The organism is Massilia endophytica, from assembly GCF_021165955.1.
Classification (GTDB): domain Bacteria; phylum Pseudomonadota; class Gammaproteobacteria; order Burkholderiales; family Burkholderiaceae_D; genus Rugamonas; species Rugamonas endophytica.
In genome coordinates this window covers 2,226,584-2,251,486 of the sequence record NZ_CP088952.1, presented here as the reverse complement: position 1 = coordinate 2,251,486, position 24,903 = coordinate 2,226,584, and the positions used below count along the sequence as shown (strand labels likewise).

Sequence of the window (24,903 nt, the reverse complement as noted above, 5' to 3'; positions counted from 1 at the left end):
ATGAAAGTGATCAAAAGTCGCTGAAGGCGAGCCATCATGCCGACGCAATATCACATCCTCGAGCGGGTTGGCGCCACGACAGGCTCGTACCTGCATCGCGGCAGGCGCGTCCTTGATGGATCGCCGGTTCTGCTGAAGCTGCTTGCTTCGGAGGAGATTGCGGTCGAGGCCGAGCGGTTCCGGCGCGAGTATGCCATCTTCCAGGGGCTGGATGCGCCCGGTGTCGCCAAGCCCAGGCTGCTTATCGATGAGCCCGGCAGACTGCTCATGGTGCTGGACCCGGTGCAGGGCGAGCTCTTCGAGAGCGTGCTGGAGCGCCACAAATTCGACCTCCCGGCTTGCCTGCGCCTTGCCATGCAGCTGGCCCAGGTGCTGGGCGCACTGCATGCCGCCCATATCGTCGACCACGACTTCCGGCCCGCCAACCTCATGCTGCTGCCGGGCGAGCGGCTGCTGCTGATGGACCTGAGCCTGGCCAGCAGTGAATCTGTACCCGCAGCAACGCCCGAGCAGCCGCGCATCGGCGACTGGGCCTATATCTCGCCCGAACACACGGGCAGGATGAGCCGCGCCATCGACTACCGGGCCGACTACTATTCCCTCGGCATCACGCTCTACCGCATGCTGACGGGCCGCCTGCCGTGCCAGGGCAACGATCCGCTGGAATGGATGCACTGCCATCTGGCCAGCGTGCCCGAACCGCCGTCGGATATCGATCCCGCCATTCCGGCCGTGCTCTCGGCCATCGTGCTCAAGCTGCTGCAGAAGATGCCGGAGGACCGCTACCAGAGCCTGCAGGGCCTGCACGCCGACCTGGAGCAATGCCTGCGGCAGTGGGAGGCGGATGGCAGCGTCGCGCCTTTCCCGCTGGGCCTGAAGGACACGAGCGACCGCCTGGAGATGCCGCACAGGCTGATCGGCCGCGAAGAGGAACTGCAGCAGCTGCTGGCCAGCCATGGCGCCGTGCTGGCATCGGGCCGCCCCGGCCTTGCCCTCGTGTCGGGCGGTGCGGGCGTGGGCAAGAGCACCCTGGTGGAAGCGCTGCACCAGCCCATTCTCGAACGGCACGGCTTCTTCATTTCCGGCAAGTTCGACCGTTACCAGCGCGAAGTGCCGTACTGCACCGTGACCCAGGCCTTCGAGGCGCTGGTTGAGCAGCTGCTGGCGGGGAGCGAGGAAGAGCTTGCCTCGTGGCGCACGCAGATCCTCGCGGCCGTGGGCGACAACGGGCAGCTCATTGTGGACGTGCTGCCCCAGATGGAGCTGGTGATCGGTCCGCAGAAGCCGCTGCTGCAGGTGCCGCCCTTCGAGGCGCAGAACCGGTTCCGCCTGGTCTTCCTGCGCTTTATCGGCGTGTTCGCCCAGGAGGCGCACCCCCTGACGCTCTTCCTGGACAACCTGGACGCGGCCGATGCCGGCACCCTGCATCTGCTGAAAGACCTGATGAACGCACCGGGCCAGTCCTGGCTGCAGGTGGTGGGCGCCTACCGCGACGACGAGGTGGGGCCAGTGCATCCGCTGGCCATGACGCTGAGCTGGATGCGCAAGGAAGGCGTGCCCCTGACGGAGATTTCCCTGGCGCCGCTGGCTGAGCCGGAGGCGGGCCTGCTCATCGGTGAGATGCTGCACTGCGGGCCGGACGCCGCCGCGCCCCTGGTGCGTGTGGTCTATGAGAAAACGGGCGGCAATCCCTTTTTCGTCGGCCAGTTTGTTTTCGCGCTGGCCGAGGAGGGCCTGATCGCCGTCGACCCCAGGACGAGAATCTGGCACTGGGACCTGGAACGCATAGCCGCCAAGGGCTATACCGACAATGTGGCCGAACTGATGGTCGAGAAACTGTCCCGGCTGTCCGGCACGGCCCGCACGCTGCTGCAGCTGCTTGCCTGCCTCGGTTCCGAAACGCAGGCCGCCACCCTGATAAGCCTCTCCGGCCTGCCGGAAGGGGAGGCGCAGGCGGCACTGGGCTCGGCCGTGCGCGCCGGGCTGGTCTTCCGCACCGGCGGCAAGCTGAAGTTCCTGCATGACCGCGTTCAGGAAGCGGCCTACCTTTCCCTGCCCGAAGCCGAACGCGCGGCCCTCCACCTGCAGATCGGCCGGAGCCTCATGGCAGGCGGCGCGGATGCAAGGGAAACGCTCTTCGCCATCGCCGACCAGTTCAACCGCGGCGCCGCCGCCATTGCCGACGACAGCGGCAGAACCTTGCTGCGCCAATTGAATTTCAGGGCGGGCATGAGGGCCAAGGCCTCGGTGGCCCTGGACTCGGCGCGCAGCTTCCTGAACCGCAGCATGGAGCTGCTGCCCGCCGATGCCTGGGAAAAGGAATACGGCGATACGCTCGAACTGTTCCTTGCGCTGTCGGAGTGTGAAAGCCTGGCCGGTCACTTCAAGCGGGCGGACGAGCTGGCAAACCAGGTGCTGGGGCATGCCAGGTCGCGCCGCGACAGTGCGCGGCTCTACATGCTGCGCATCGCCCTCAACCAGATGGCGGGCCGCCTGGACGATTCCGTTGAATCCATGGCCGTGGGGGCCCGCCTGTTCGGCGAGACCTTCCCCGCGGAGGATGAAGCGGTGGAAGCGGCCATCGAGGCGGAGATCCAGGAAATCGCCCACTTGCTGGAAGGCCGCCGCATCGCGGACATCGCCGAGGCCCCTCCGCTGGCCGACCCCGATGTGGCGGCCCTCCTGGCCCTGCTGGCCGAAGGCATACCGGCCGCGTACATGGTCAAGCCGGACTATTTCTCGCTGATGGTGGCGCGCGGAGTCAGGCTCTCCCTGCAGCACGGGAATACGGAGGATTCCAGTTTCGCCTACAGCGCCTATGGCATCCTGCTGTCGCGGCGCTCGGATATCCGCTCGTCGCTCGAATTCTCGCGCATGGCAATGAAATTGCACGAACAGCTGGGCGGACGGCGGCGCAAGGGCCACATCATCGCAACCCATGCCATCGCCTATGGCTTCTACAGCCATGCCGTTTCCGAGATCCGCCCCATGCTGGAGGAAGGCTTTGCCGCCAGCCTGGACGTGGGAGACCTGGTGTATGCGAGCTATGTGACCATGACCTATTTCTGGGCCATGGTGCAGGAAGGCGTGCCGCTGGACGAAGTCGGCGCCAGGGCGGCGCGCGAGTGCGAGTTCGCCAGGGACAGCCACAACGACACGGTGTTCCAGACCATCCGTTTCGAACAGCAGCTCGTGGCCAGCCTGAAAGGGCTCACCAGTTCGCCGGGCAGCATGGACGACGCGGACTTCAAGGAGGCGGCCTGCATTGCGGCCCTCGAAAAGGCCAGCTTCGGCTTCGGCCTGCAAAGCTCCTTCATCATCAAGCAGATGGCGTCCTTCATCTACGGCGACTACGCAGGGGCGATGGCAGCTGGCCGCCAGGCGGCGCACTACGAGCACAGTTCGGGCAGCCTGATTCTGTTCGACGCGCCGCATCACTTTTTCCTGGGCCTGGCGGCCGCCGCCCTCTATCCGCAGGCGGCGGAGGCCGAGCGAAGGGAATATGCCGAGGTGCTCGCGCAGGAGCGCAGCCGCCACCAGCTGTGGGCGGATGCCTGCCCAGCGAACTTCGGCGACCGCCTCGCCCTGCTGGAGGCCGAGACCGCGCGCATCGAAGGCCGCCACGACGAGGCGGCGGGACTGTACGAACTGGCGATCCGCTCGGCCTCGGAGAACGGCTTTATCCAGAACGCCGCCATCGCGCTCGAACTGGCGTCCGGCTTCTACCGCGGGCGCGGTTTCGAGCTCATTGCGGACACCTATCTGCGCGAGGCGCGCGCCGCCTACGCCCGCTGGGGAGCGGACGGCAAGACAGCGCAGATCGATGCCGCCCATCCCCATCTGCTGGCACAGGCCGCGGTGGCGCCAGCGGGCGTGGAACGCGATGCCACACGCCTGGACCTGCTATCGATAGGCAAGGCCGCGCAGGCCATCTCAGGCCAGCTGGTTCTGACGGAGCTGGTCGACACGCTGATGCATATCGTGCTCGAGAACGCGGGTGCGCAGACCGGCTACCTGGTGCTGGTGCGCGGCGACAAACTCAGGCTGGCCGCGGATGCCACGCTGGACCGCAGCACGGTGCAGGTGAACGTGCACATGGAACGGGCCTTGCCGCCGGGCCTTCTGCCTGCCTCCGTTCTCAATTACGTCAGGCGCCGCCGCGTGCAGGTGCTGCTGCCCGATGCGGCACAGCCCAACGCCTTCTCGCGCGACCCCTATTTCGCCAACCGCCAGCCCAAGTCCGTGCTCTGCCTGCCCGTGCTGCGGGAAGATGTATTGATCGGCATGCTCTACCTGGAAAGCGGCCTGGTGACGCATGCCTTCGCGCCTGAACGCGTGTCGGTGCTGCAGCTGCTCTCGTCCCGCGCCGCCATTTCGCTGGAAAACGCCAGGCTGTATTCGGAGTTGCAGGAGCGGGAGTCGCGCATCCGCAGGCTGTTCGAATCGAACATCGTGGGCATCATGTTCTACGACCTGAACGGCCGCATCACGGGCGCGAACGACGCGGCGCTCGACATCATCGGCTACAGCCGCGCCGACCTGGATGCGGGCAAGGTGAGCTGCACCGGCATGACGCCGCCCGAATGGAAGCCCGCCGACGAGCGGGCCGTGGCCGAGCTGCGGCGCAGCGGCACCTGCCGCCCCTACGAGAAGGAATACCTGCGCAAGGACGGCAGCCGCGTGCCCGTGCTCACGGCGGCCGCCATGTTCGACGGCGCGAGCGAGCAGGGCGTGAGTTTCGCCGTGGACCTGAGCGAGCGGAAGAGGGCGGAGGACCAGATGCGCCACATGGCCAACCACGACGCCTTGACGGGCCTTCCCAACCGCACCCTGCTGCAGGACCGCCTGGAGCAGGCCATCTCCTACGCCCACCGCAACCAGTACCGCGTGGCGATCCTCTTCGTGGACCTGGACCACTTCAAGTACATCAACGACTCCCTGGGCCACCAGTTCGGCGATGCGATCCTGCGCATGGCGGCCGAGCGGCTGCAGAACTGCGTGCGCGAGGGCGACAGCGTGGCGCGGCTGGGCGGCGACGAGTTCGTTATCTGCCTGCCCGCGCTGACGGAGGAAGACGACGTGGCCGGGGTGGCGAAGAGCGTCCTGGACGCCCTTATCCAGCCTTATCACATCGATGGCCATGAACTGCATGCGGGATGCAGCATCGGCATCAGCCTGTACCCGGACGACGCCACCGACGTGGAAACGCTGATGCGCACCGCCGATACCGCCATGTACCACGCCAAGGAGAAGGGGCGCGGCAACTTCCAGTTCTTCACCGAGGGGCTCAATCTCGTTGCGCAGCAGCGGCTGGAGGTGGGCAGGCGCCTGCGCCAGGCCTTGCTGCACGACGAATTCATCCTGCACTACCAGCCGCAGGTGCAGATGGAAAGCGGCCGGATATTTGCCGCGGAAGCCCTGCTGCGCTGGCGGCGCGCAGGCCATGCGCCCATCTCCTGCGGCAGCTTCATCGCCAATGCGGAAGAATCGGGCCTGATCGTGCCGATAGGGGAGTGGGCGCTGCGCCAGGCCTGCCGCCAGCTGCAGAGCTGGCGCGATGCGGGCCACGCGAACCTGAAGGTTGCCGTCAACCTTTCGCCGCGCCAGCTGGAAGCGGCGGGCTTCTGCACCATGGTGGGCCAGATCCTCGACGAGGCCGGGCTGCCCGCGGACGCCCTGGAGCTGGAGATCACGGAAGGCCTCTTCCTGCGCAACAGCGAGGCCACGCTGGCTACCCTGAGCAGGCTGCGCGACATGGGCGTGAAGCTTTCGGTGGATGACTTCGGCACCGGCTATTCGAGCCTGGCCTACCTGCAGCGCTTCCCCGTGCATGCCCTGAAGATCGACCAGTCCTTCGTGCGCGACATCGGTACGGACCGCAACCACCGGGCCCTTATCACCGCCATCATCGCCATGGCCGACAGCCTGGAGCTGGGCGTGATGGCCGAGGGCGTGGAAACGGGCGAGCAGGTGAGCTTCCTTCTGGCCCACGGCTGCCACTGCGCCCAGGGTTTCTATTACAGCAAGGCCGTGCCCGCCCAGCGCTTCTCGGATCTGCTGGACAGCTCCTTCGCGGAGCGTTGATCCCGCAACACCAAAGCAGGATTTTGATTGCATTTTTAATTTCCATGTGGCAATATGAAACCGTGTGCGAAAGAGCGCACCGAAAGATCCTCCCACCTACGCTTCCCCGCCCCCGAAGCCCCGAATACGCTGCAGCTGCTATTGAACGACGGGGAATATCTTGCAGAACTCAGAACAAAAACGCCCGCCCGACGGAGAGGCGCCGCTGACGCTGTCTACACAGTGGAAGCTGGCGATCCTGGTCGGATGTACCCTGACCTTCCTGTGGTTGGTGCTCGGGATGGCCGCGCGCTATGCCTACGAGCGCACGCTGGCGGAAGCCCAGAAGGATGCCGAGAACCTCGTGCGGGTGTTCTCCGAAGAAGCCAATTCCACGGTGAGGGCGCTGGACCTGACCCTGCTCGACCTGCGCGACCACTGGGAGGCCAATCCCGCCAGTTTTCCGGACAAGGTGCGCAAGCGCCAGTCCAATCTCGCTCGCCGCGTCGCCTTCCAGGTATCCGTGCTGGATGCCGGCGGGAGGCTCGTCTATTCCAGCAACGATCCGAAGGCGGCGCCCATCGACCTGAGCGACCGCGAGCACTTCCGCGCCCACCTGGACGGGGGCGACAACCTCTTTGTGAGCGCGCCCGTGCTGGGGCGGGTGTCGAAGCGCTGGTCGGTGCAGTTCACGCGGCCCGTGTTCGACGGCCAGGGCAGGTTCGGCGGAGTGATGGTCCTTTCCGTGGACCCGGAGTATTTCGTGCGCTTCTCCAGGATGATCGACCTGGGCCCGGCGGGCACTGTGACGCTGATGCGCCCCAGCGGGCAGTTGCTCGCGCGTTCGCCCACCCCGCACGGGGGCCTTAACCAGGTGCTGCGCAACCTGCCTCAGGTTCCCCCTCCGAGCGAGGCGAACAGCGTGACCTCGGTGTTCCGCGTGTCGCAGGTCGACGGCATCGAGCGCCTGTATAGCTGGCGCCAGCTGCCCGCCTATCCGCTGGTGGTGTCCGTCGGCCGCTCCAAGGAGTCGCTGGTGGCGGCCTACTACCGGCAGCGCAATATGCTGCACTTCGGCGGCGCAGCCATGTCGCTTGCCATCATCCTGATAGGCTACGTGGTCTTCGCCGGCATGCAGCAGCGCAAACAGGCGCGCATTGCCCTGGAACAGAGCGAACAGCGCTGGCGCTATGCGCTGGAGGGCGCTAGCGAAGTGCTGTGGGATTGGGATATCGTCACCGGCGAGCTGTATTTCTCCTCCCGCCTGGAGCAGATACTGGGCTATGGCATCCGGGAGCTGGGCAACAGGATCGAAACCTGGATCGGGCTCGTGCACCCCGACGAGCACGCGGCGGTGACGGCGGCCCTGGAGGCACACTTCTCGGGAGAAGCCGAGAACTTTGCCAGCGAGCTTCGCATGCGCTGCAAGGACGGCAGCTGGAGATGGGTCTTCTCGCGCGGCACGGTGGTCAGCCGGGATGCGGGAGGCAAGGCGCTGCGCATCACCGGCGCGCTGGCCGACATCTCCGAACGCAAGCGCGCCGAGGAAGCCGAACGCGAATACCGCTCGAACTACGACGCGCTCACGGGCCTGGCCAACCGCCAGCTCCTGCGCGAGCAGGGCGTGAAGGCGATCGACAAGGCCAGCGGCATCGGCGGCCACGTCTGGGTCATCTGCATCAACCTGGACCGCTTCAAGGTGGTGAACGATGCGCTGGGCCACCAGGCGGGCGACGCGGTGCTGCAGATGATGGCGCGCCGTCTCCAGTCTGCGCTGCGCACCGGTGACATCGCCGCGCGCGTGGCGGGCGACGAGTACGTGGTGATGCTCTCCGAAGTGAGCGACGAGCACACCGTCACCACCGCCGTGCAGCGCATGCGCGAGGCGCTGGCCGCGCCGCTGACCATCGAGGGCCAGGAATACACCTTCGGCTGCACCGCCGGTATTGCGGTCTACCCCTCCGACGGCGAAACGGCCGACTGCCTCATGCTGAACGCCGAAATCGCCATGCGGCGCGCCAAGACCTTCGGGCGCAACAGCTTCCAGTTCTATACCGCCGCAATGAACGAACGCGCCATCGACCGCCTGCGCATCGAAAACGACTTGCGTTGCGCGCTGGCGCACGGCGAGCTGCGGCTGCACTACCAGCCGCAGGTGGAAATGCGCACCGGGCGCCTGGCTGGCGTGGAGGCGCTGCTGCGCTGGCAGCATCCGCAGCTGGGCATGGTGCCGCCGGACCGCTTCATCCGCATCGCCGAGGAAACGGGCGTGATCCTGGAGATCGGCGCCTGGGTAATGGAAGAAGCCTGCATGCAGGCGCGCCGCTGGCACGAGGCGGGCCATGAGCATTTGCGCGTGAGCGTCAACCTGTCGGTGAACCAGTTCCACCAGCCGGACCTGATCGACAGCGTCGCTGCCGTGCTCGAACGCAGCGGCCTGCCGGGCGGTGCCCTCGATATCGAGCTCACCGAGAGCGTGATCATGGTGGATGTGGACGCGGCGCTCAACACCCTGCACGGCCTGAAACGGCTGGGCGTGACCCTGTCGCTGGACGATTTCGGCACCGGGCATTCCAGCCTTTCCTACCTCAAGCGCCTGCCCATCGACGCGCTGAAGATCGACAAGTCCTTCGTGCGCAATATCACGACGGACCCGCAGGAGGCGGCCATCGCCCGCTCCATCATCGCGCTCGCGCACAGCCTGCAGCTGCGGGTGGTGGCGGAAGGCGTGGAAACGGAGCACCAGCTGGCCTACCTGCGCCGCCACCGCTGCGACAGCATCCAGGGCTATTACTACAGCAGGGCGCTGCCCGCGCCGGAGCTCGAGCTGCTGATGGCGGAGGACCGGCGGATTGCGCATCAGGAGCTGAGCGAGAAGCCGCGCCAGACCCTGCTGATCGTGGACGACGAGGAGAACGTGACGGCGGCCCTGGTGCGCCTGCTGCGGCGCGACGGCTATCATATCCTGCGCGCCAGTTCGGGCGAAGAGGGCCTGGCCCAGCTGGCACTGCACGATGTGCAGGTGGTGCTGTCGGACCAGCGCATGCCCGGCATGAGCGGCAGCGAGTTCCTGTCGAAGGTGAAGTCCCTGTACCCCGACACGATCCGTATCATGCTGTCGGGGTACACGGGGGTGGATTCGATCATCGACGCCACCAACAGCGGCGCGGTGTTCCGCTTCCATGCCAAGCCCTGGGACGACGAACGCCTGCGGGCCAGCATCGCCGAAGCCTTCCGCTACCACTGGCTGGTGCGCCGCGCCGAATCCGTTGCGGCGTAAATTCTACGACCGCGTTGCGATGATGATGATGTCCGAATCGCAGTTGCGGTAGTGGATCACGATCACAATGATCCTGCGCAGGCGGGCGGTGCGGGCTGCGGTGAGCGCATCGTCCACCTCGCGGTCGGCCCGGTTCTTCATCGTAATCTGCACATGCGATTCGGCGCTCACCGGAATGTTCATCGCCTTCAGCGCGGCCTTGGGGTTGGCCATCAGCGTCAGCGCTGCTTCCGGGTCCAGCTCCGCCTTGTGCACGGATTCGACGTCGCCAATCTCCGGTTCCATCTGCATGAACAGCTGGCGCAGCGCCTCGGTATCGTCCTGGATTTCCATGATGCCCTCCTTTCTGTGGATGAGAGCGCTCAGTCTGGACGTTATGCCAATTGCCGGCTTGGACGCAGATCAAATCCCTCAAGGGTGCATGGCGCACCTTTGAGGGATCTCAAGGCTGGTTTTAAAACAACACTTTCCTGATGGTACGGGCTTACTTGCTCAGGCGATAGCGCTGCTCGCGGTAGAGCAGGGAAGGCAGGATGACATGGGCCATGGCCTGATCGACCTGGGCCTGGCTCGGCGTGCGGTCGGTCAGCTGCAGCTCGCCGCTGGCGGCATTGTAGTTGCCGAGGATGGGCGGCTGGCTCGGGCGCAGGATGGTCGCCGTGCCGTCTTCCAGCCAGGTGAAGTAGTTGTCGAACTGGAGGAGGGCGCGGCCCGGCGAACTGCCGTCCTTCACCAGGTCGCGGCCAATCATGGGATGGGTGCTTGACACGCCGATCAGCGACAGCAGGGTCGGCGCCAGGTCGATCTGGCTGGCCAGCGTCGTAATGCGCTTGGGCGTGATGTCCGCGCCCAGGATCAGGCCGGGAATGTGGAACTTTTTGACCGGCACCAGGCTGTTGCCGTACACGCGGTTATCGTGGTCGGCCACGATCAGGAAGACCGTGTCCTTCCAGTAGTCCTGCTTCTTCGCCTCGGCGATGAAGCGGCCCAGGGCGAAGTCCGCGTACTTCACGGCATTGTTCACGGTCTGCTTGTTCGGGTCGTGCAGGGCGATTTTCCCGTCCGGGAATTCGAAGGGCTCGTGGTTGGAAGAGCTGAAGATCAGGCTGAAGAAGGGCTTCTTCTGCGCGTGCAGGAACTTCAGGCGTTCCAGCGACTTGTCGAACAGGTCCTCGTCAGACGCGCCCCAGCTGCCTTCGAAGCGCGGCGACATGTCGCGCCGGTCCACCACGTTCTGGAAGCCGTTCCCTGTAAAGAAGCCGCGCATATTGTCGAAGTGCGCCTCGCCGCCGTACACGAACTCCGTGTGGTAGCCCTGCTTGCCCAGGCCGAGTGCGAGCGTATAGAAGTTGTGCTGGGCCAGCGAGAGCTTCACCACGCTGCGCGCGGGCGTGGGCGCATAGCCCGCCACCACGGCTTCGATACCGCGCACCGAGCGCGTGCCCGTGGCGTACAGCTGCTCGAACCACCAGCCTTCCTCTTTCAGCTTCTCCAGTTCCGGCGTCACGGGCAGGCCGCCCAGGGACTTCACGAAGGTGGCGCCCAGGCTCTCTTCGAGCACAATGACCAGGTTGAGCGGCCGCTCGCGCGAGACGGCGGCCTGCTGCGCATGCAGCGTGGGCAGCTCGGAATCGTTGAACTGGTAGTCGCGCAGCCACGGCGCTGCTTTCACGGTGCTGAACACTTTCTCGCGCGGGAATTCGCCATAGATCTCGGAGGAATTGGCTTCCTTGCGCATGGAGTTGATGGCGTCCAGCACCGACCACGGCGAATTGATGATGAGGGAATTGACCATGGCGTCGCCGCTCAGGGCGAAGGTGGCCGGGTTGGCGGGGCGGTGGTCCGTGGTGGAGCGGATCTGCACCGCCACCAGGATCACGAGCAGCGGCCAGCTCAGAAGCACGGCCCGGGAGCGCCACATGGCCGCATTGGCCGACGCCGCGTTCAGCAGGCGGAACACGGTCGCGCCGAGCACGATGGTGCCCAGCACGCCCAGCACCAGTGCCACACGGAAGCCGTTCCAGAGCGTAGCCGCGACTTCTTTCGGATAGGAGAGATATTCGATGAACAGGCGGTTCGGCCGCAGGTCGAACTGCATGATGAACTGCGGCGAAGACAGTTCCATGAAAATGATGAAAAGCAGCGCCAGGCCTGCCCAGGCCACGGTAATCGGCTTCCACAGGCGCGCTGCGTAACGGTGGGCGAGCAGGGGCGCCAGCATCAATGGCGGCACCAGCAGGTAGCCGATCAGGATCAGGTCTGCGCGAACACCCTGTACCAGCATCTCGCCCAGCAGCCCCGTGGCGCTGACGCGCTGCCACTGCCAGGCGATGAGGCAGATGCGCGAGAGGGAAAGCACGGCCAGGCCCGCGAACAGCATCTGGACCAGGGTGGCGTAAGGGCCGGCCCACTGGGTGAGCCGCGCCACGCGCGCTGCAACTTGTTTCATCGTTCCGCCCCGCTTAGCCTTGAACCGCGTCCATCGCGCCTGCGCCTGCACTCAGCAGCCATGCGGTCATCAGCAGGAAGAGCATGAGTATGCTGAACAGCTTTGCCACACGGCGCGTGTCGGCCGGGTTCTCGAACACGGCAGGCTGGCCGTAGTTCTGGCCGAGGAAGTAGGCCGAGAAAATGGTTGCCATATAGTGTACTGCGCCGAACATCTCGCCCAGTTCGCCCTTGCGCTCGTGGTCCGTCAGCACGTGCGAGAGGATCACCAGCACCAGGTAAACGACGGCGGCCCACAGCGGCGGCAGGTAGACGCCCAGCTTCTCCACCCAGCTGCGCACGGCGGGGCGCCAGCGGGCCAGCAGCGGCAGCACCAGGTTGTGCGTGAGGCCTGCGAGAACGATCAGCTTGAGCAGGATGGTCTTGTGGATGCTGCCCTTGCTGCCGATGGCCAGGTTGTGCAGGTTGGTCTCCGCCTGGCGGTTATTCTGCGCGAAGAACTCCGGCGACTGCACGTGCAGGATGCGCTGGAACCAGCTGATCTCTTCCATCGCGGCGAGGGCCACCACGGCGCCCATGCCGAGCAGTGCGAACACCACGAAGTCAAACTTCGAACGCTGCCAGCGCTCGCAGGCCGCGAACAGCAGAAGGCCGGAGGTCATGGCGAAGCTGAGGAACTGCATCCATTCCACGATGCCGTCTTCCACCAGCAGCCGCGAAAGCTGGGCCGCGTGCTGAGGGCCGGACCAGGCAAGCGCCAGAAGCAGCACAAACAGATTGATGGCGATGCCGGTGACGATGACCGGATGAGAAAACCATTTGCGGATGACCACTGCCTACTCCTTCGTTAACAATATTTACTGTCCCTGGCGGGCCACCAGGGCAGCATCGACTTCCATTTCCGGCGCCGTAGCGGGCGCGGGGCGCTGCGCGCGCCGCCGCCATGCCTGCACTCCCAGCGAAACCACCGCCCAGCCCCACAGCAGGGGATCGAGCAGTGCGTCCCACAGGTTCCCGCTCGGCAGGCGCAGCGCGGAGAACAGCAGCAGCGCCGCCAGCACGGCGGCCGCCTGCGGGCGCATGATGCCGCGCATGACCGCAAAGCCGCACAGCATGGCGGCGGCCAGCGCCATCATGGGCGCGCCGCGCGGCGCAAAGCCCCAGTAGTAGAGGCCCAGCGAGGTGAGGCCCATCGCGTCCACATACAGCACCAGGCCGAAGCCCGCGACGGCCGCGGCGAACTCGCGCGGCATGGCCTGCAGGCCTCTGTCCGGCCGCAGGCGCTGCCACAGGCGCAGGACGCAGCAGCCCAGCAGCAGCCCGCTCGGCCAGTGGAAGGCCATGGCCAGCCAGAAGGCAGGGGAGAGCTGCCCCGGCAGCAGCACCAGCAAGGCAAGGCCGCACAACAGGCCCGCCGCGGCGCGCCATGAGCGCTGCAGGGCGGGCGGCAGCCAGCCGAGGATCACGGCCGCCATCACGACGGCCCAGGCCAGCCTGCCGTAGGCGGTTTGCAATACCAGATCAGGAAGGGTCATTGCTGTGGTCCCCCGAAAGCCAGGTCGTAGACGTGGTGGGCAATCGCCTGGCGCCGCGCAGTATAGGTGATGTGCAGTTCATTGCCGATCTGGTGCAGGTCCGGATAGGAATACTCCTCGCCGGACTTGCCATGCTCGATATCCGTCACGTGCGACCAGTGGCGGCCATCCTCGGAAATAGAGAGGCGCAGAGTGCTGCGGTCCGAGCCGCCGGGCAGGGCGTGGTTGTGGAGCAGCAGGACGCTGCCGTTGCTCAGGCGCAGGGCGCTCAGCGAGGTGCCCTGGTTCGGCAGGTCCAGTGCGGGCAGGTCGGTCCAGCTGGCGCCGCCGTCGGTGCTGCGCGCCTGCTGGATGCGCTGCTCGCTGCTCGCATCGCGCATCCAGGCGTGGACGACGGAAGAGGTCATGGGCACCACGGTCGGCTGCAAGGTCGTGATGCGCTGGCCGATGCGCGAGACCCAGCGCGGGTCGCCGTGCCGGTCGAAGGCCAGCATCAGCGGGTATTTGAGGCCGATCTCGAAATAGGCGGGCAGCAGCCAGCCGCCGTCCGCCAGGCTGAGGGGCGAATTACGCACCAGCACGCTCGTGTTGAAGATCGGCGACATCGGGAGCAATCGTTTAACCTTGAGCGTTTTGCCGAGGTCGTGAGACACCATCTGGACCAGGCGCGAGGTCGCCCAGCCTCCCATGCCGGTTACGACCACGAAGAGGTCGATGGTGCCGTCGGCCGAGGTCCAGGCCACGGGATTGCCGATGCGGCGCACGCCGTAGCCGAGGGCCGCGGCCAGGGTGTCGCGGCTGGCGATCACCCAGGGCTCTGTCCACTTGCCTTCATTCCAGTAGGAGGCGTAGACCTTGACGTCGGGCGCGCCCTCGCGGGTGCCTGCCCACCAGAAGGCCAGCATGCGGCCGCCGGGCAGGGGCGTCATGGCGCTGGCGTGCGCGGACGGGACGTTCGCGGGCATGGGCAGCAGCGAATTCGAGCGGGGTGTAAGGCTGACTTTTCCCGGCTGTGCGGGCTCGACGAGCAAGGCGGAAGGGGCTTGCTGGACGGTGTGCGTCCAGCGGATGTATTCGGCGCCGGCAATGGCCAGGACAGCGGCGATGCACAGCAGTTTTCCGGACCGGGACAGGCTGGCGGCTCGGCTGCGCGTGCGCTCTGGGCTGGCAGGGTCGCTTGCGCGCAACCAGAATTCCATCGTGTGTCCTATTGCGGGTGTCCGTGCCTGTGCAGTGCGCCACAAGCAAAGGGACTATCCTACAATAAAGACGAGCAGAGAGGAAACATTCTCGCAAGATTCAATTACATATTGGCAACACGACTGTTGCGCCAGATCAAACTCCGGCGCAGTCGTCACCGAAGCGACATATTCGACGCGTAGCATGCGTCCACATGCCCACCCGTTCCGGAGCCACCATGTCCAGTGTCCGCCACCGCCAGGCAGTGCGCCCATCCGCCCGATCCCTGCTCGGGCTGGCGCTCCTGGCGCTGCCCGTGCTCGCCAGTTTCGCTGCCGAGGCCTACCTGCGCGGCAGCGATGAGGGAGTGGAGGCGGAAACCTTCGCCCGGCAGCAGCGCGAACAATGCCTGCGCTCACAATCCGAACCCGACCCCGTTGCCTGCAGCCTGCGCGCCATCCAGCTGGCATCCCAGTTGCACGGCCAGGGCTATGGCGACCGGGTCGCCGCGGCGCTGCGCTGAGCTGTTGGCGTATGATGGGGATTCCGCTAACAAAATCATAAGGAGTCCCCCATGGCAGCAGCTCAGGATACCGGCAAGCTCGTCTTGCGTGCGGCGCTTGCGCTCTTGATCCTCTTTCACGGCGTATCGAAACTGACGAACGGGGTGGGCCCCATCGTCGGCATGGTGGAAAAGGCGGGCCTGCCTTCGGCCTTCGCCTATCTTGTTTACGTGGGCGAAGTGGTGGCGCCGCTGCTGGTGCTGATCGGCATCTGGACGCGCGCCGCGGCCCTGGTCATCGCCGTCAACATGGTGGTGGCGATCATGCTGGTGCACACGGCGCAGATCTTCCAGGTCAATAACACCGGCGGCTGGGCCATCGAACTGCAGGCCCTGTACCTGTTCTCTGCCGTCGCTGTCGTGCTGCTGGGCGCGGGACGTTTCAGCGCAGGCGGCAGCGGCGGGCGCTGGAACTGACGCAGCGGCCCCGGCCCAATGTGTGGCGGAGGTGCGACGGCCTGACCGGCCACCCCCGCCAATTTACGTTAATGTGACAATTAGTGAGTTTTCACGCAAGCTTAGTTACTTATAATCATCGGTTATTTCTTTAACGATGTTTGTTGGTGGCTGCTTGATTCTCGTCCGCGCGATTCGCTTTTACTTCCGGCAGCAATTGCGCGTCATGCCAGGAGCCGTTATCGGCCTCCTCGGCGCGGCGGGATTGCTGGTACTGGCCAGCCTGAGCCTGGCCGTGGCCACCCATGCCGCGGACACCGAGCAGGAGGCGCTGCGCGCCCTCCGGCAGTCGCCGCGCCCGCCCGCGTCCGCCAGCCCCGCCGCGGCATCCGCCGCCGTTCCTCTGCCGCAGTTCGACAGCGCCGATTTTGCCCATCGTTTCCTGGGCACCGCCAGGGACGTGGGGCTCGTCACGGACGAAGTGGGCTATACCCTTGAAACGCCGCCGGGCCAGCCTTACTGGCGCTATCGCATCAGCTTGTCGGTGAAGACCGGCTACCCCCAGGTGCGCCGCTTCGTTGCGGCGCTGGCATCCGAAATGCCCTTCGTCGCTCTCGATGCGATCCGCTGCACCCGCGAGAACATCGGCGCGAGCGCGCTGGCCTGCGAGCTCACGTTCTCCGCCTTCTTCCGCCGGGGCGAACATGGATAAGGGCGCGGGAAAGCGCTGGGCCATCCTGTCGGCGGCATTGGCGGCAACGGTTGCCGCCATCTTCTATCCCGTGGACGAGCCGCCGTTTGCCGAGGCGCGTGGCAGGCCTGCAAGGCCGGCGGCCGTGGCCATGCCTGCCGCCGCCGCTACCGTGACGGCGCGCGCGTCGCCCGCCTGGGTGGCCGCGGACAGCGACCCGTTTGCGCCGCGCGGCTGGCAGCCCCCTCCGCCGCCCCCTCCGCCCCAGCAGGCCGCTGCCAGTGCCGCGCCGGCGGCGAACGTGCCCCCGCCTCCACCGCCGCTGCCATACAAGTTCGTAGGCCAGATGCGGGACGGCGAGGCCACGGTGGTCTATCTCATGCTGGGCGACCAGGTGGTGCTGGCGCGGCAAGGCGAAGTGCTGGAAGGCGGCTACAAGGTGGCCGCGCTCAGTCCCAATCAAATCGAATTCGAGTCGGTCGCACTTGGCATCCGCCAGACGCTGCCGATTCCTGTCCAGGAATAAGGCGAAAATGCTAGTGATGTTGTCGAAACGGGCGATAGCGGTATTGGTTGCGCTGGTGCTGGCGGGCTGCGCGGCCCAGACCCACCACCGCGCGGGCATGGCGGCGGCGGAGAAGGGGAACTATCCTGTCGCCGTCAAGGAACTGGCCCAGGCCGCGCAGCTGGCGCCGGGCGATGTCGCATACCGGCGCGACTGGCTGCGTGTGCGCGAAAATGCCACCAACCGCCTGCTTTCCGACGCTGCCTCGGCGCAGGCGAACGGCGAGCGCGCCAAGGCTGCAAAAGCCTATGAGGCCGTGCTGGCCTACGACCCCGAGAACTCGCGCGCCCTGGCGGGCCAGCACAAGCTGGCCGAATGGGAAAGGGCGGACGGGGAAGTGGAGGCCGCGGGCGTGGCGCTCAAGGAAGGGGCGCTCGGCAAGGCGGCCCAGCTGCTGGCAACCGCCCAGAAGCGCGTGCCTGCCCATCCCGAAGCGATTGCCCTCCTGCGCGAGCTGGAGCTGAAGCAGACGCCTGTCCCCGTCACCTCGCCGAGCCTGAGCAGCAGCTATCGCAAGCCCATCAACCTGGAATTCCGCGACGCCAGCATCAAGGCCATCTTCGACGCGCTGTCGCGCACTACCGGCATCAACTTCATCTTCGACAAGGACGTGCGTCCCGACCAGCGCACCACCGTATTCCTCAAACAGACCTCGCTGGACGACGCCATCGACGTGATCCTGTCCACCAGCCAGCTGGAGAAGAAGGTGCTCAATGCGAGCAGTGTGCTGATATACCCGAGCACCTCGGCCAAGCTGCGCGAATACCAGGACCTGGTGGTGCGCGCCTTCTACCTGGCCAATGTGGAGGCCAAGCAGGCCGCCAACATGCTCAAGACGGTGCTCAAGCTCAAGGACATCTACGTCGACGACAAATACAACCTGATGGTGCTGCGCGAAAGCCCCGAGACTATCGCCCTGGCGGAAAAGCTGGTCAAGCTGCAGGACCTGGAGGAGCCGGAGATCATGCTGGAGGTGGAGGTTCTGGAGATTAACCGTTCGCGCCTGTTGAACGCCGGTGTGCAATGGAACAGCCAGTTCACCGTGACGCCGCTGGGAGCAACCACCTCGATTCCAACCAACGGCAGCACGACTTCGGCCATGAAGCTGAGCGACCTGCGCAACCTCGATTCGAAGTCGATCGGCGTTTCCGTTCCGAGCGCCACCATCAACCTGCAGAAGACCGACGGCGACGCCAACCTGCTGGCCAACCCGCGCATCCGCGTGCGGGACCGCGAGAAGGCGAAGATCATGATCGGCGACAAGGTGCCGGTGGTGACCACCACGACGACGAACACCTTCGTCACCGAGAATATCCAATACCTGGACGTGGGCCTGAAGCTGGAGGTGGAGCCCGACATTCACCTGCGCGACGAGATCGGCCTGAAGCTGGGCATGGAGGTCAGCTCGCTCGTTTCCTCCGTCAAGACCAACAACGGTTCCTCGGCCTACCAGATCGGCACGCGCAACTTCAACACCGCCTTGCGCCTGAAGGACGGCGAAACCCAGGTGCTGGCAGGCCTGATCAGCGACGAGGACCGCAGTTCCGGCAACAAGGTGCCGCTGCTGGGCGAGTTCCCCATCCTTGGCCGCCTGTTCGGCAGCCAGACGGACAGCCGCACCAAGACCGAGATCGTGCTCTCGATCACGCCGCACCTGATCCGCAATATCCAGCGCAGCAGCCCCGCCGACGAAGCCTTCTGGTCCGGCACCGAAGCCGTGTTGCGCGACCGGCCGCTCCAGCTGCGCACAGCAGCGCAGGGAGGAACCGCCGATCCAGCCCAGCCAGCGGCTGCGGCCACGCGCAGCGCGCAGGTGACGCCGGCCTCCACGCCGGACGCGCCGAAGCTGGCCTGGACCGGGCCCGCGAGCGTCAAGGCAGGGCAGACCTTCAGTCTGGAACTGCGCATGGACAGCGCCGAGCCGCTGCGCGCCGCCTCGCTGCAGGTGGCCTGCAACCCGGCCGAATTCGAGCTTGTGTCGCTCGACGACGGCGGCTACTTCAACAAGGATGGCAAAGGCGCCTTCAGCAAATCCTTCGATGGCGCAAGCGGCCGCGCATCGGTGGGCATGAAGTCCGGCGACGGAGCGGAAGCGGGTGGGCAAGGGACCGTGCTCACGCTGACCTTGCGGGCGAAAACGCCGCCCGCAGCGCCACATGCCACGACGGTGGGCGTCATCGCGGCCACGCCGATCGGCAGCAAGAAGGCGGTAGGCATTCCCTCGCTGCCTGCGCTGCACAATATCGTGATTACGCCGCCATGACGTTTTTCCGCCTCAGCCGCGGTTTCAGCCTGATCGAGCTGCTTGCCGCCGCCGCCATTCTTGGCGTCATGGCCAGCGTGGCGGTGCCGGTCATCGAAACCACGCTGCGCCGCCAGAAGGAACAGGCGCTGCGTACTGCCTTGCGCGATATCCGCCAGGCGATCGACGCCTACAAGCACGCGGCGGACGCGGGCAGGATACTCATCGACGTCGGCACGGATTCTGGCTACCCGAAGTCCCTCATCGACCTGAGCGCCGGGGTGGTGGACGAGCAGAACAAGACCGGCCCCAAGCTCTACTTCCTGCGCCGCATCCCCCGCGACCCCTTTGCCAACCCGGCGCTGTCGGCGGTGGACAGCTGGGGCAAGCGCCGCTTCGACTCGCCGCCTGAAGCTCCGGTGGAAGGCGTGGACGTCTTCGACGTCTACTCGAAATCGCCGCTCACGGGCCTGAACGGAGTGCCGTATGCGCAGTGGTAAGCTGGGCTTCTCCCTGATTGAGCTGCTGGTGGCGCTGTCCATTATGGGCCTGCTTGTGTCCATCGCCGCGCCGCGCTACTTCGGCAACCTGGACAAGGCGAAAGAGGACGTGCTGAAGGAGGATCTCTACATCCTGCGCGACGCCATCGGAAAATTCTATGCGGACCGAAACCGCTATCCGGACACCCTGCAGGAGCTGGTGGCGGAGCACTATCTGCGCAAGCTCCCTGCGGACCCGTTCACTCAGAGCCCGAACAGCTGGGTCGTGGTTCCCTCGGAAGACCCGAGCATGGGCGTGGTGCAGGATGTGCGCAGCGGCGCCCCCAACAAGGGGCGCGACGGCACCTGGCTGAAGGACTGGTAGATGCCGCGCCAGAATGGATTCAGCTACGTGGTGGTGATGTTCTTGCTTGCCATATCGGCCGTGGTGGCCGTTCGGGCGCTCGAAAACACCGCGCTGAGCGAACGGCGCGACAAGGAGGCCGAGCTCCTGTGGCGTGGCATCGCCTACCGCAACGCCATCAAGCAGTACTACGAGAATTCGCCGGGGTCGGGCAAGGCATACCCCGCAAAGCTCGAGAACCTGCTGTACGACTCGCGGCTGGTCAAGCCGACGCGCCCGCTGCGCAAGCTGTACACCGACCCAATGACGGACGACGACTGGGGGCTGGTGCTGGATGCCTCGAATGCCGTGATCGGGGTCTACTCGAAATCGAACGTGAAGCCGATCAAGCAGGCGGGCTTCCCGCCCGAACTGGCCACGTTCACCGGGGCGCAGCGCTATAGCGACTGGAAGTTCATTTACACGAAACCTGCTCCATAGGGGAAATGCAATGCAAGTTCGAAACAACAACGCACGCGGCTTCACGTTGCTGGAACTGCTGGTGGTGATCGTGATCATCGGCCTGCTCTCGGCCTTTGTGGCGCCCAAGTACTTCGGCCAGATCGGCCGGTCCAAGACGCAGGTGGCGAAGGCCCAGATCGAGGCCTTCGAGAAGGGCCTGGACCAGTACCGCATCGACGTCGGCCATTACCCGACGACCGACCAGGGGCTGGTCGCGCTGTTCGCCGCACCCAACAGCGAGGCGAACTGGCATGGCCCCTATCTGAAGAAGGGTGTGCCATCCGACCCCTGGAACCATGCCTATATCTACCGCGCGCCAGGCAGCGACGGCCGTGAATACGACGTGGTGTCCTACGGGGCGGATGGGCAGCAGGGCGGCGGGGGCGAGGACGCCGACGTCGTCAGCTGGAACTGAGCCGCATGCAATACCGCGTCAAACTGCTGACGGCCGCGTTTACGGTGGAGGAAACCGTGCTCGATGCGTCGAGCGAGGCCGAGGCGCGCCAACTGGCGGCCAACGCCGGCGGCCGCGTGCTGGAACTGCGTCCCGCCAAGCGCAACTGGCTGCAGCCGGCGGCACGCGAAGAGTTCAACCTGGCGGTTTTCAACCAGCAGTTGCACTCCCTGATCGATGCGGGGCAGACCGTCGTCGACGCCATCGATGTGCTGAGCCAGAACGACAGGCGCGGACGCGGGCGCTCCGTGTACGAGGTGCTGCTGCGCGAGCTAAGGCAAGGCAATCCGCTGTCGAACGCCATGGCCAGCCTGCCGTCCGTGTTCCCGGCGCTCTATGTGGCCATGGTGCGTTCCAGCGAAACCACCGGCACGCTGCGCGCAGCCATCAGCCGCTACATGCAGTACCAGGGGCAGGTGGACGAGATTCGCGGAAAGCTTCGCGCCGCGGCCACCTATCCTGCCGTCCTGCTGGGCGTCGGCTTCCTGGTGATCGCCTTCCTCATGTTCTACGTGCTGCCGCGATTCAGCGCCGTGTACGAGGACGCGGGAACAATGCGGAATGGCGATCCGGGGTTCGTGCAGTGGTGGGGAACCTTCGTCCGCAACAACGAGCTTGCCGCCTGGGGAAGCCTGGGCGTGGTCGTGGCGCTGCTCCTGCTTCTGATCTTCCATCCCGCCGTGCGCAGCGGCGCCTACCGGTGGCTCATGCAGACATCGTGGCTCGGCGAGCGGCTGCAGGTGCTGCAGCTGGCCCGCCTGTACCGAACGCTCGGCATGCTGCTGCACAGCGGGGTGAGCGTGCTCGCCGCAATGCGGATGACGAAGGCCTCGCTGCCCCTGGCGCTGCACCCCAGCCTGGACAAGGCGGTGCAGCGGGTAGGGGAGGGCATCGCCATGTCCGCGGCATTGCAGGACTGCGGCCTGAGCACCGAAGTTGCGGTGCGCCTGCTGGTGGCGGGCGAATCTTCCGGCAACCTGGATGAAATGATGGGCCGCATCGCCGACTTCTACGACCAGGAAACCACCATCTGGATCGATACCGTTGGCAGGCTGATCGAACCCGTGCTGATGCTGGGCATCGGCCTCGTGGTCGGCGCCATCGTGCTGATGCTGTACAGCCCCATCTTCGACCTGGCGAATATCGTATGAGTGAAGCAGTCAATATCAACGCAGCGCAACTTGGCGCCGCCTTCGGCGCTGGCGATGCCCGCGACTGGCTCGAGCGGCTGGCCGCCAGCGCGGAAGTTCCGCGCCGCGCAGCGCTGGAGGGCGCCGCTGCGCACCTTGCCTACACGGTGATCGCCGACGATGCGCTCGCTGCCATCACGCCCGCCTTCGGCCTGGCCGACTATGCGGAGATGCATCAGCGCGCGGCGATAGTGGCGGAGAGCGAAGAGGGGCCCCTGGCCGTTCTCGGCATGCCGCTCATGCCCGGACTGGGCGCCTGGCTGAACGCGCGCGGTGTGCGCGTCCTGTACATGGGCGATCCGCAATCCATCCTGGCGCAGCTGGAGAAGCATGAAGCCAGCTTCAGCGCCGTCGCCGATGCGGTGGGCGAAGAAGTGATCGTGGAAGCCGAACGCGATGCGAGCGGCGACCTCACGCTCACGGCGATCCAGGGCGAGGCCAGTCCCGCCGTGCGCCTGATCAATTCCACCGTCTTCGATGCGCTGCGCCTCGAAGCCAGCGACATCCACATGGAGACCTTGCCCCAGGGCCTGCTGATCAAGTTCCGCATAGACGGTGTGCTGAACCGCATTGCAATGGTCAGCAATCCCCAGCTCGCGGAACAGGCGATTGCCCGCATCAAGGTGCTGGCCGAACTGGATATCGGCGAGAAGCGCGTGCCTCAGGATGGACGCTTCCGCGTGGCCTCCAAGGGGCGCGACATCGATATCCGCGTTTCGATCATGCCCAGCATCTTCGGCGAAGACGCGGTGCTGCGGGTGCTGGACAAGAAGGCCCTGATGGACAGTGTGCAGCGGCTTACGCTCGACTCCCTCGGTTTCGACCAGCGCACCATCCAGCTGCTGCGCCGCCTGGCCGCGGAGCCTTACGGCATGATGCTCGTCACCGGACCGACCGGCAGCGGCAAGACCACCACGCTCTACGCCGCGCTTACGGAGATCAATCACGGCGAGGACAAGTTCATTACCATTGAAGACCCGGTGGAATACCAGCTCCCAGGCGTTCTGCAGATTCCCGTCAATGAGAAAAAGGGGCTGACTTTCGCTGTCGGCCTGCGCTCGATTCTGCGCCACGACCCGGACAAGATCCTGGTCGGCGAGATCCGCGACCCCGAAACGGCGCAGATTGCGGTGCAATCGGCGCTGACGGGCCACATGGTGTTCACCTCCGTCCACGCCAACAACACCTTCGACGTGATCGGCCGCTTCATGCACATGGGTGTCGATCCCTACAACTTCGTATCCTCGCTGACCGGCGTGGTTGCGCAGCGCCTGCTGCGCCAGAACTGCGTGCACTGTGCGGAGCCGGTTGTTCCCGATGCCACGCTGCTGGCCGAATCCGGCATCCACGATCCCTCGTCCTTCCGCTTCATGGCGGGGAAGGGCTGCACGCACTGCCGGGGCACGGGCTACAAGGGCCGGCGTGCCATCGCCGAAGTGCTGCGCCTGACCGACGAGATCCGGGAAATGATCGTGGCGCGCGCCTCGATCCGCGCGCTGAAGGAGCAGGCCCGCCTGCAAGGCACCCGCTTCCTGCGCGACGTGGCGCTGGACCTGGCCCGCGAAGGGCACACCACACTACAGGAGGTGAACCGTGTTACGTTTGTGGCCTGAGCGAATTACTGCCGGGCTGTTCCCCGGCGCATGCTGGCTGCGGCGCGGCGGCAAGAGTGCCGCTGCCGAAACGGCTTCGGACACGGCGGGCCTGCTCGAAGCGCTGGACGGGCTGCTGCAGGAGGCAAAGCCCGGCCGGGCGCAGCTCGACATCGTAGTCAGCGACAGTCTGGCCCGCGTAATCGCGCTGCCCTGGCAGGACAAGCTGGATACGCAAGCCCAATGGGAAGCCTATGCGGCGGCAAGCTACGCGGGCCACGGTCTCGAGCTCGATGCTGGCTGGGTCTCCCATGCCGCCTTCCGGCACTTCGGCGAAAGCGGAATCGCATCCGCCATGCCGCGCAGCTTCATGGAAAAGCTGGAATCGCTTGCCGCCGCCCACGGCTGCCGCTTGCGCACGGTGCTGCCTGTTACGGCAGCCGCGTACTGGTCGCCGCGCAGCCGGGTGAAGGGAGCGCGCGGCTGGCTGCTGATTGAGGAACGAGCGCAGGCAAGCCTGCTATGTTTTGAGCGAGGCAGGCTGAAGGCCATGGATACGCAGCCATGCAGCGCAGACCCGCATCGCGCGCTCACCCAATTGCTGCGGCGCGCGGCATTGCGCCACGGCGAGCCCGCTACGCTGAACGTCTGGCATCTCGATGGCGAGCCGTCTGCAGCGGTGGTGGGCGAATGCCTGCCGCAGGCCGCCGTCCGCGAGCTGCCGCGCCATTACTGGGACGACCATGTCTGACCCCGCACACTACCTCAAACCGCGCAACCGCCATCGCCTGCCCGTATGGGGCCTTGCCGCCGTGTTGACGCTGGGCGCGGCATGGCTGGGGCGCGAGGCCTTGCTGCAGGGCGAACGCCAAGAGGAGGCCCAGCAACAGGCGGAACGGCTTCGCGCCGGGCTGCGGCCAAAGCCGGTGCCCAAGCCAAGCCGCAGCGAGCTCGATATCCAGCGGCGCTGGGCAGCCCTGCAAAGCGAGCGCGCCTTCGACTGGTATCCCATCTTCAATGCGCTGGAACAGGCCAGCAGCGACGATATCGAGCTCCTGGAGTTCGCGCCCGACAAGGGCGGCAAGCGCCTCGTGCTGCGCGGCGAAGCCCGCGACGTAGCGGCCTTGCTGAGCTATGCGGAGAGCCTTGCGGAGCAGCCCGCATTCGGCCAGGTCTATCTATCGCATCACAAAGGCAAGGCGAGCGGGAGCCTTCAGACCGTTACCTTCGAAATCCGTACGTCGTTGAACGAATAGATGTGATCGCAGCTGCCGAAGTATTTTTCGCCAATGTGAACATTGGAGAGATTGTTTGCCATTGTTATCGGGCAAAATTGCAAGTTACTAAATTGGCCTTGGTACG

At 65.7% G+C, this 24,903-nt stretch carries 20 protein-coding genes; 15 read left to right on the top strand and 5 right to left on the bottom strand.

Translation table 11 applies throughout. The annotated features are described in order from the left end of the window. Positions 1-36 precede the first annotated feature (36 nt). Together LSQ66_RS09950 and LSQ66_RS09945 are read left to right on the top strand one after the other, a co-directional pair. Positions 37-6,084, top strand: coding sequence for an EAL domain-containing protein (locus LSQ66_RS09950; protein WP_231769620.1), 6,048 nt, complete (start codon positions 37-39; stop codon positions 6,082-6,084). A 160-nt stretch (positions 6,085-6,244) separates the two neighbouring features. Continuing rightward, the gene (locus LSQ66_RS09945; RefSeq protein WP_231769619.1) at positions 6,245-9,343 is read left to right on the top strand and encodes an EAL domain-containing protein; all 3,099 of its coding nucleotides are present in this window, start codon (positions 6,245-6,247) and stop codon (positions 9,341-9,343) included. Between the two features lie 3 nt (positions 9,344-9,346). On the opposite strand, the gene LSQ66_RS09940 is transcribed toward LSQ66_RS09945, so the two are convergent. From LSQ66_RS09940 to LSQ66_RS09920, 5 genes are all read right to left on the bottom strand, one after another. Then, complete coding sequence (locus LSQ66_RS09940; protein WP_231769618.1) at positions 9,347-9,676, bottom strand: hypothetical protein; 330 nt, start codon at positions 9,674-9,676, stop codon at positions 9,347-9,349. Positions 9,677-9,827: 151 nt separating this feature from the next. Further along, positions 9,828-11,792: an LTA synthase family protein gene (locus LSQ66_RS09935; RefSeq protein WP_231769617.1), complete on the bottom strand. Its 1,965-nt coding sequence runs from the start codon at positions 11,790-11,792 to the stop codon at positions 9,828-9,830. A 13-nt stretch (positions 11,793-11,805) separates the two neighbouring features. Then, complete coding sequence (locus tag LSQ66_RS09930; RefSeq protein WP_231769616.1) at positions 11,806-12,624, bottom strand: hypothetical protein; 819 nt, start codon at positions 12,622-12,624, stop codon at positions 11,806-11,808. Between the two features lie 24 nt (positions 12,625-12,648). Then, positions 12,649-13,326: a hypothetical protein gene (locus LSQ66_RS09925; RefSeq protein ID WP_231769615.1), complete on the bottom strand. Its 678-nt coding sequence runs from the start codon at positions 13,324-13,326 to the stop codon at positions 12,649-12,651. Beyond that, entirely contained in the window at positions 13,323-14,525 is a 1,203-nt protein-coding gene (locus LSQ66_RS09920; RefSeq protein ID WP_231769614.1) for a sialidase family protein, read from the bottom strand. The genes LSQ66_RS09925 and LSQ66_RS09920 overlap by 4 nt, the downstream gene beginning before the upstream one ends. Before the next feature lie 218 nt (positions 14,526-14,743). On the opposite strand from LSQ66_RS09920, the gene LSQ66_RS09915 reads away from it, so the two are divergent. The 13 genes from LSQ66_RS09915 (at position 14,744) to LSQ66_RS09855 (ending at position 24,797) form a co-directional block, all read left to right on the top strand. Beyond that, positions 14,744-15,028, top strand: a complete 285-nt coding sequence (locus tag LSQ66_RS09915) for a hypothetical protein (protein ID WP_231769613.1) — start codon at positions 14,744-14,746, stop codon at positions 15,026-15,028. Positions 15,029-15,079: 51 nt separating this feature from the next. Then, on the top strand, positions 15,080-15,484 hold the full coding sequence (locus LSQ66_RS09910; protein WP_231769612.1) for a DoxX family protein: 405 nt from the start codon (positions 15,080-15,082) through the stop codon (positions 15,482-15,484). Positions 15,485-15,689: 205 nt separating this feature from the next. Beyond that, the gene (locus LSQ66_RS09905; RefSeq protein WP_231769611.1) at positions 15,690-16,175 is read left to right on the top strand and encodes a hypothetical protein; all 486 of its coding nucleotides are present in this window, start codon (positions 15,690-15,692) and stop codon (positions 16,173-16,175) included. Beyond that, positions 16,168-16,680: a hypothetical protein gene (locus LSQ66_RS09900; protein WP_231769610.1), complete on the top strand. Its 513-nt coding sequence runs from the start codon at positions 16,168-16,170 to the stop codon at positions 16,678-16,680. The genes LSQ66_RS09905 and LSQ66_RS09900 overlap by 8 nt, the downstream gene beginning before the upstream one ends. Positions 16,681-16,687: 7 nt before the next feature. Then, positions 16,688-18,982, top strand: coding sequence for a secretin and TonB N-terminal domain-containing protein (locus LSQ66_RS09895; protein ID WP_231769609.1), 2,295 nt, complete (start codon positions 16,688-16,690; stop codon positions 18,980-18,982). Further along, a complete protein-coding gene (locus LSQ66_RS09890) occupies positions 18,979-19,461 on the top strand; it encodes a type II secretion system protein (protein ID WP_231769608.1) in 483 nt (160 codons plus the stop codon). The genes LSQ66_RS09895 and LSQ66_RS09890 overlap by 4 nt, the downstream gene beginning before the upstream one ends. Next, positions 19,448-19,825, top strand: a complete 378-nt coding sequence (locus LSQ66_RS09885; protein WP_231769607.1) for a type II secretion system protein — start codon at positions 19,448-19,450, stop codon at positions 19,823-19,825. Before LSQ66_RS09890 ends, LSQ66_RS09885 begins: the two co-directional genes overlap by 14 nt. Continuing rightward, complete coding sequence (locus LSQ66_RS09880; RefSeq protein WP_231769606.1) at positions 19,826-20,284, top strand: type II secretion system protein; 459 nt, start codon at positions 19,826-19,828, stop codon at positions 20,282-20,284. A gap of 10 nt (positions 20,285-20,294) precedes the next feature. Beyond that, complete coding sequence (gene gspG / locus LSQ66_RS09875) at positions 20,295-20,720, top strand: type II secretion system major pseudopilin GspG (protein ID WP_231769605.1); 426 nt, start codon at positions 20,295-20,297, stop codon at positions 20,718-20,720. A 5-nt stretch (positions 20,721-20,725) separates the two neighbouring features. Then, a complete protein-coding gene (locus LSQ66_RS09870; protein ID WP_231769604.1) occupies positions 20,726-21,910 on the top strand; it encodes a type II secretion system F family protein in 1,185 nt (394 codons plus the stop codon). Continuing rightward, entirely contained in the window at positions 21,907-23,562 is a 1,656-nt protein-coding gene (locus LSQ66_RS09865; RefSeq protein WP_231769603.1) for a GspE/PulE family protein, read from the top strand. Before LSQ66_RS09870 ends, LSQ66_RS09865 begins: the two co-directional genes overlap by 4 nt. Next, positions 23,543-24,292, top strand: a complete 750-nt coding sequence (locus tag LSQ66_RS09860) for a hypothetical protein (RefSeq protein ID WP_231769602.1) — start codon at positions 23,543-23,545, stop codon at positions 24,290-24,292. Before LSQ66_RS09865 ends, LSQ66_RS09860 begins: the two co-directional genes overlap by 20 nt. Continuing rightward, entirely contained in the window at positions 24,285-24,797 is a 513-nt protein-coding gene (locus LSQ66_RS09855; protein WP_231769601.1) for a hypothetical protein, read from the top strand. Before LSQ66_RS09860 ends, LSQ66_RS09855 begins: the two co-directional genes overlap by 8 nt. Positions 24,798-24,903 lie beyond the last annotated feature (106 nt).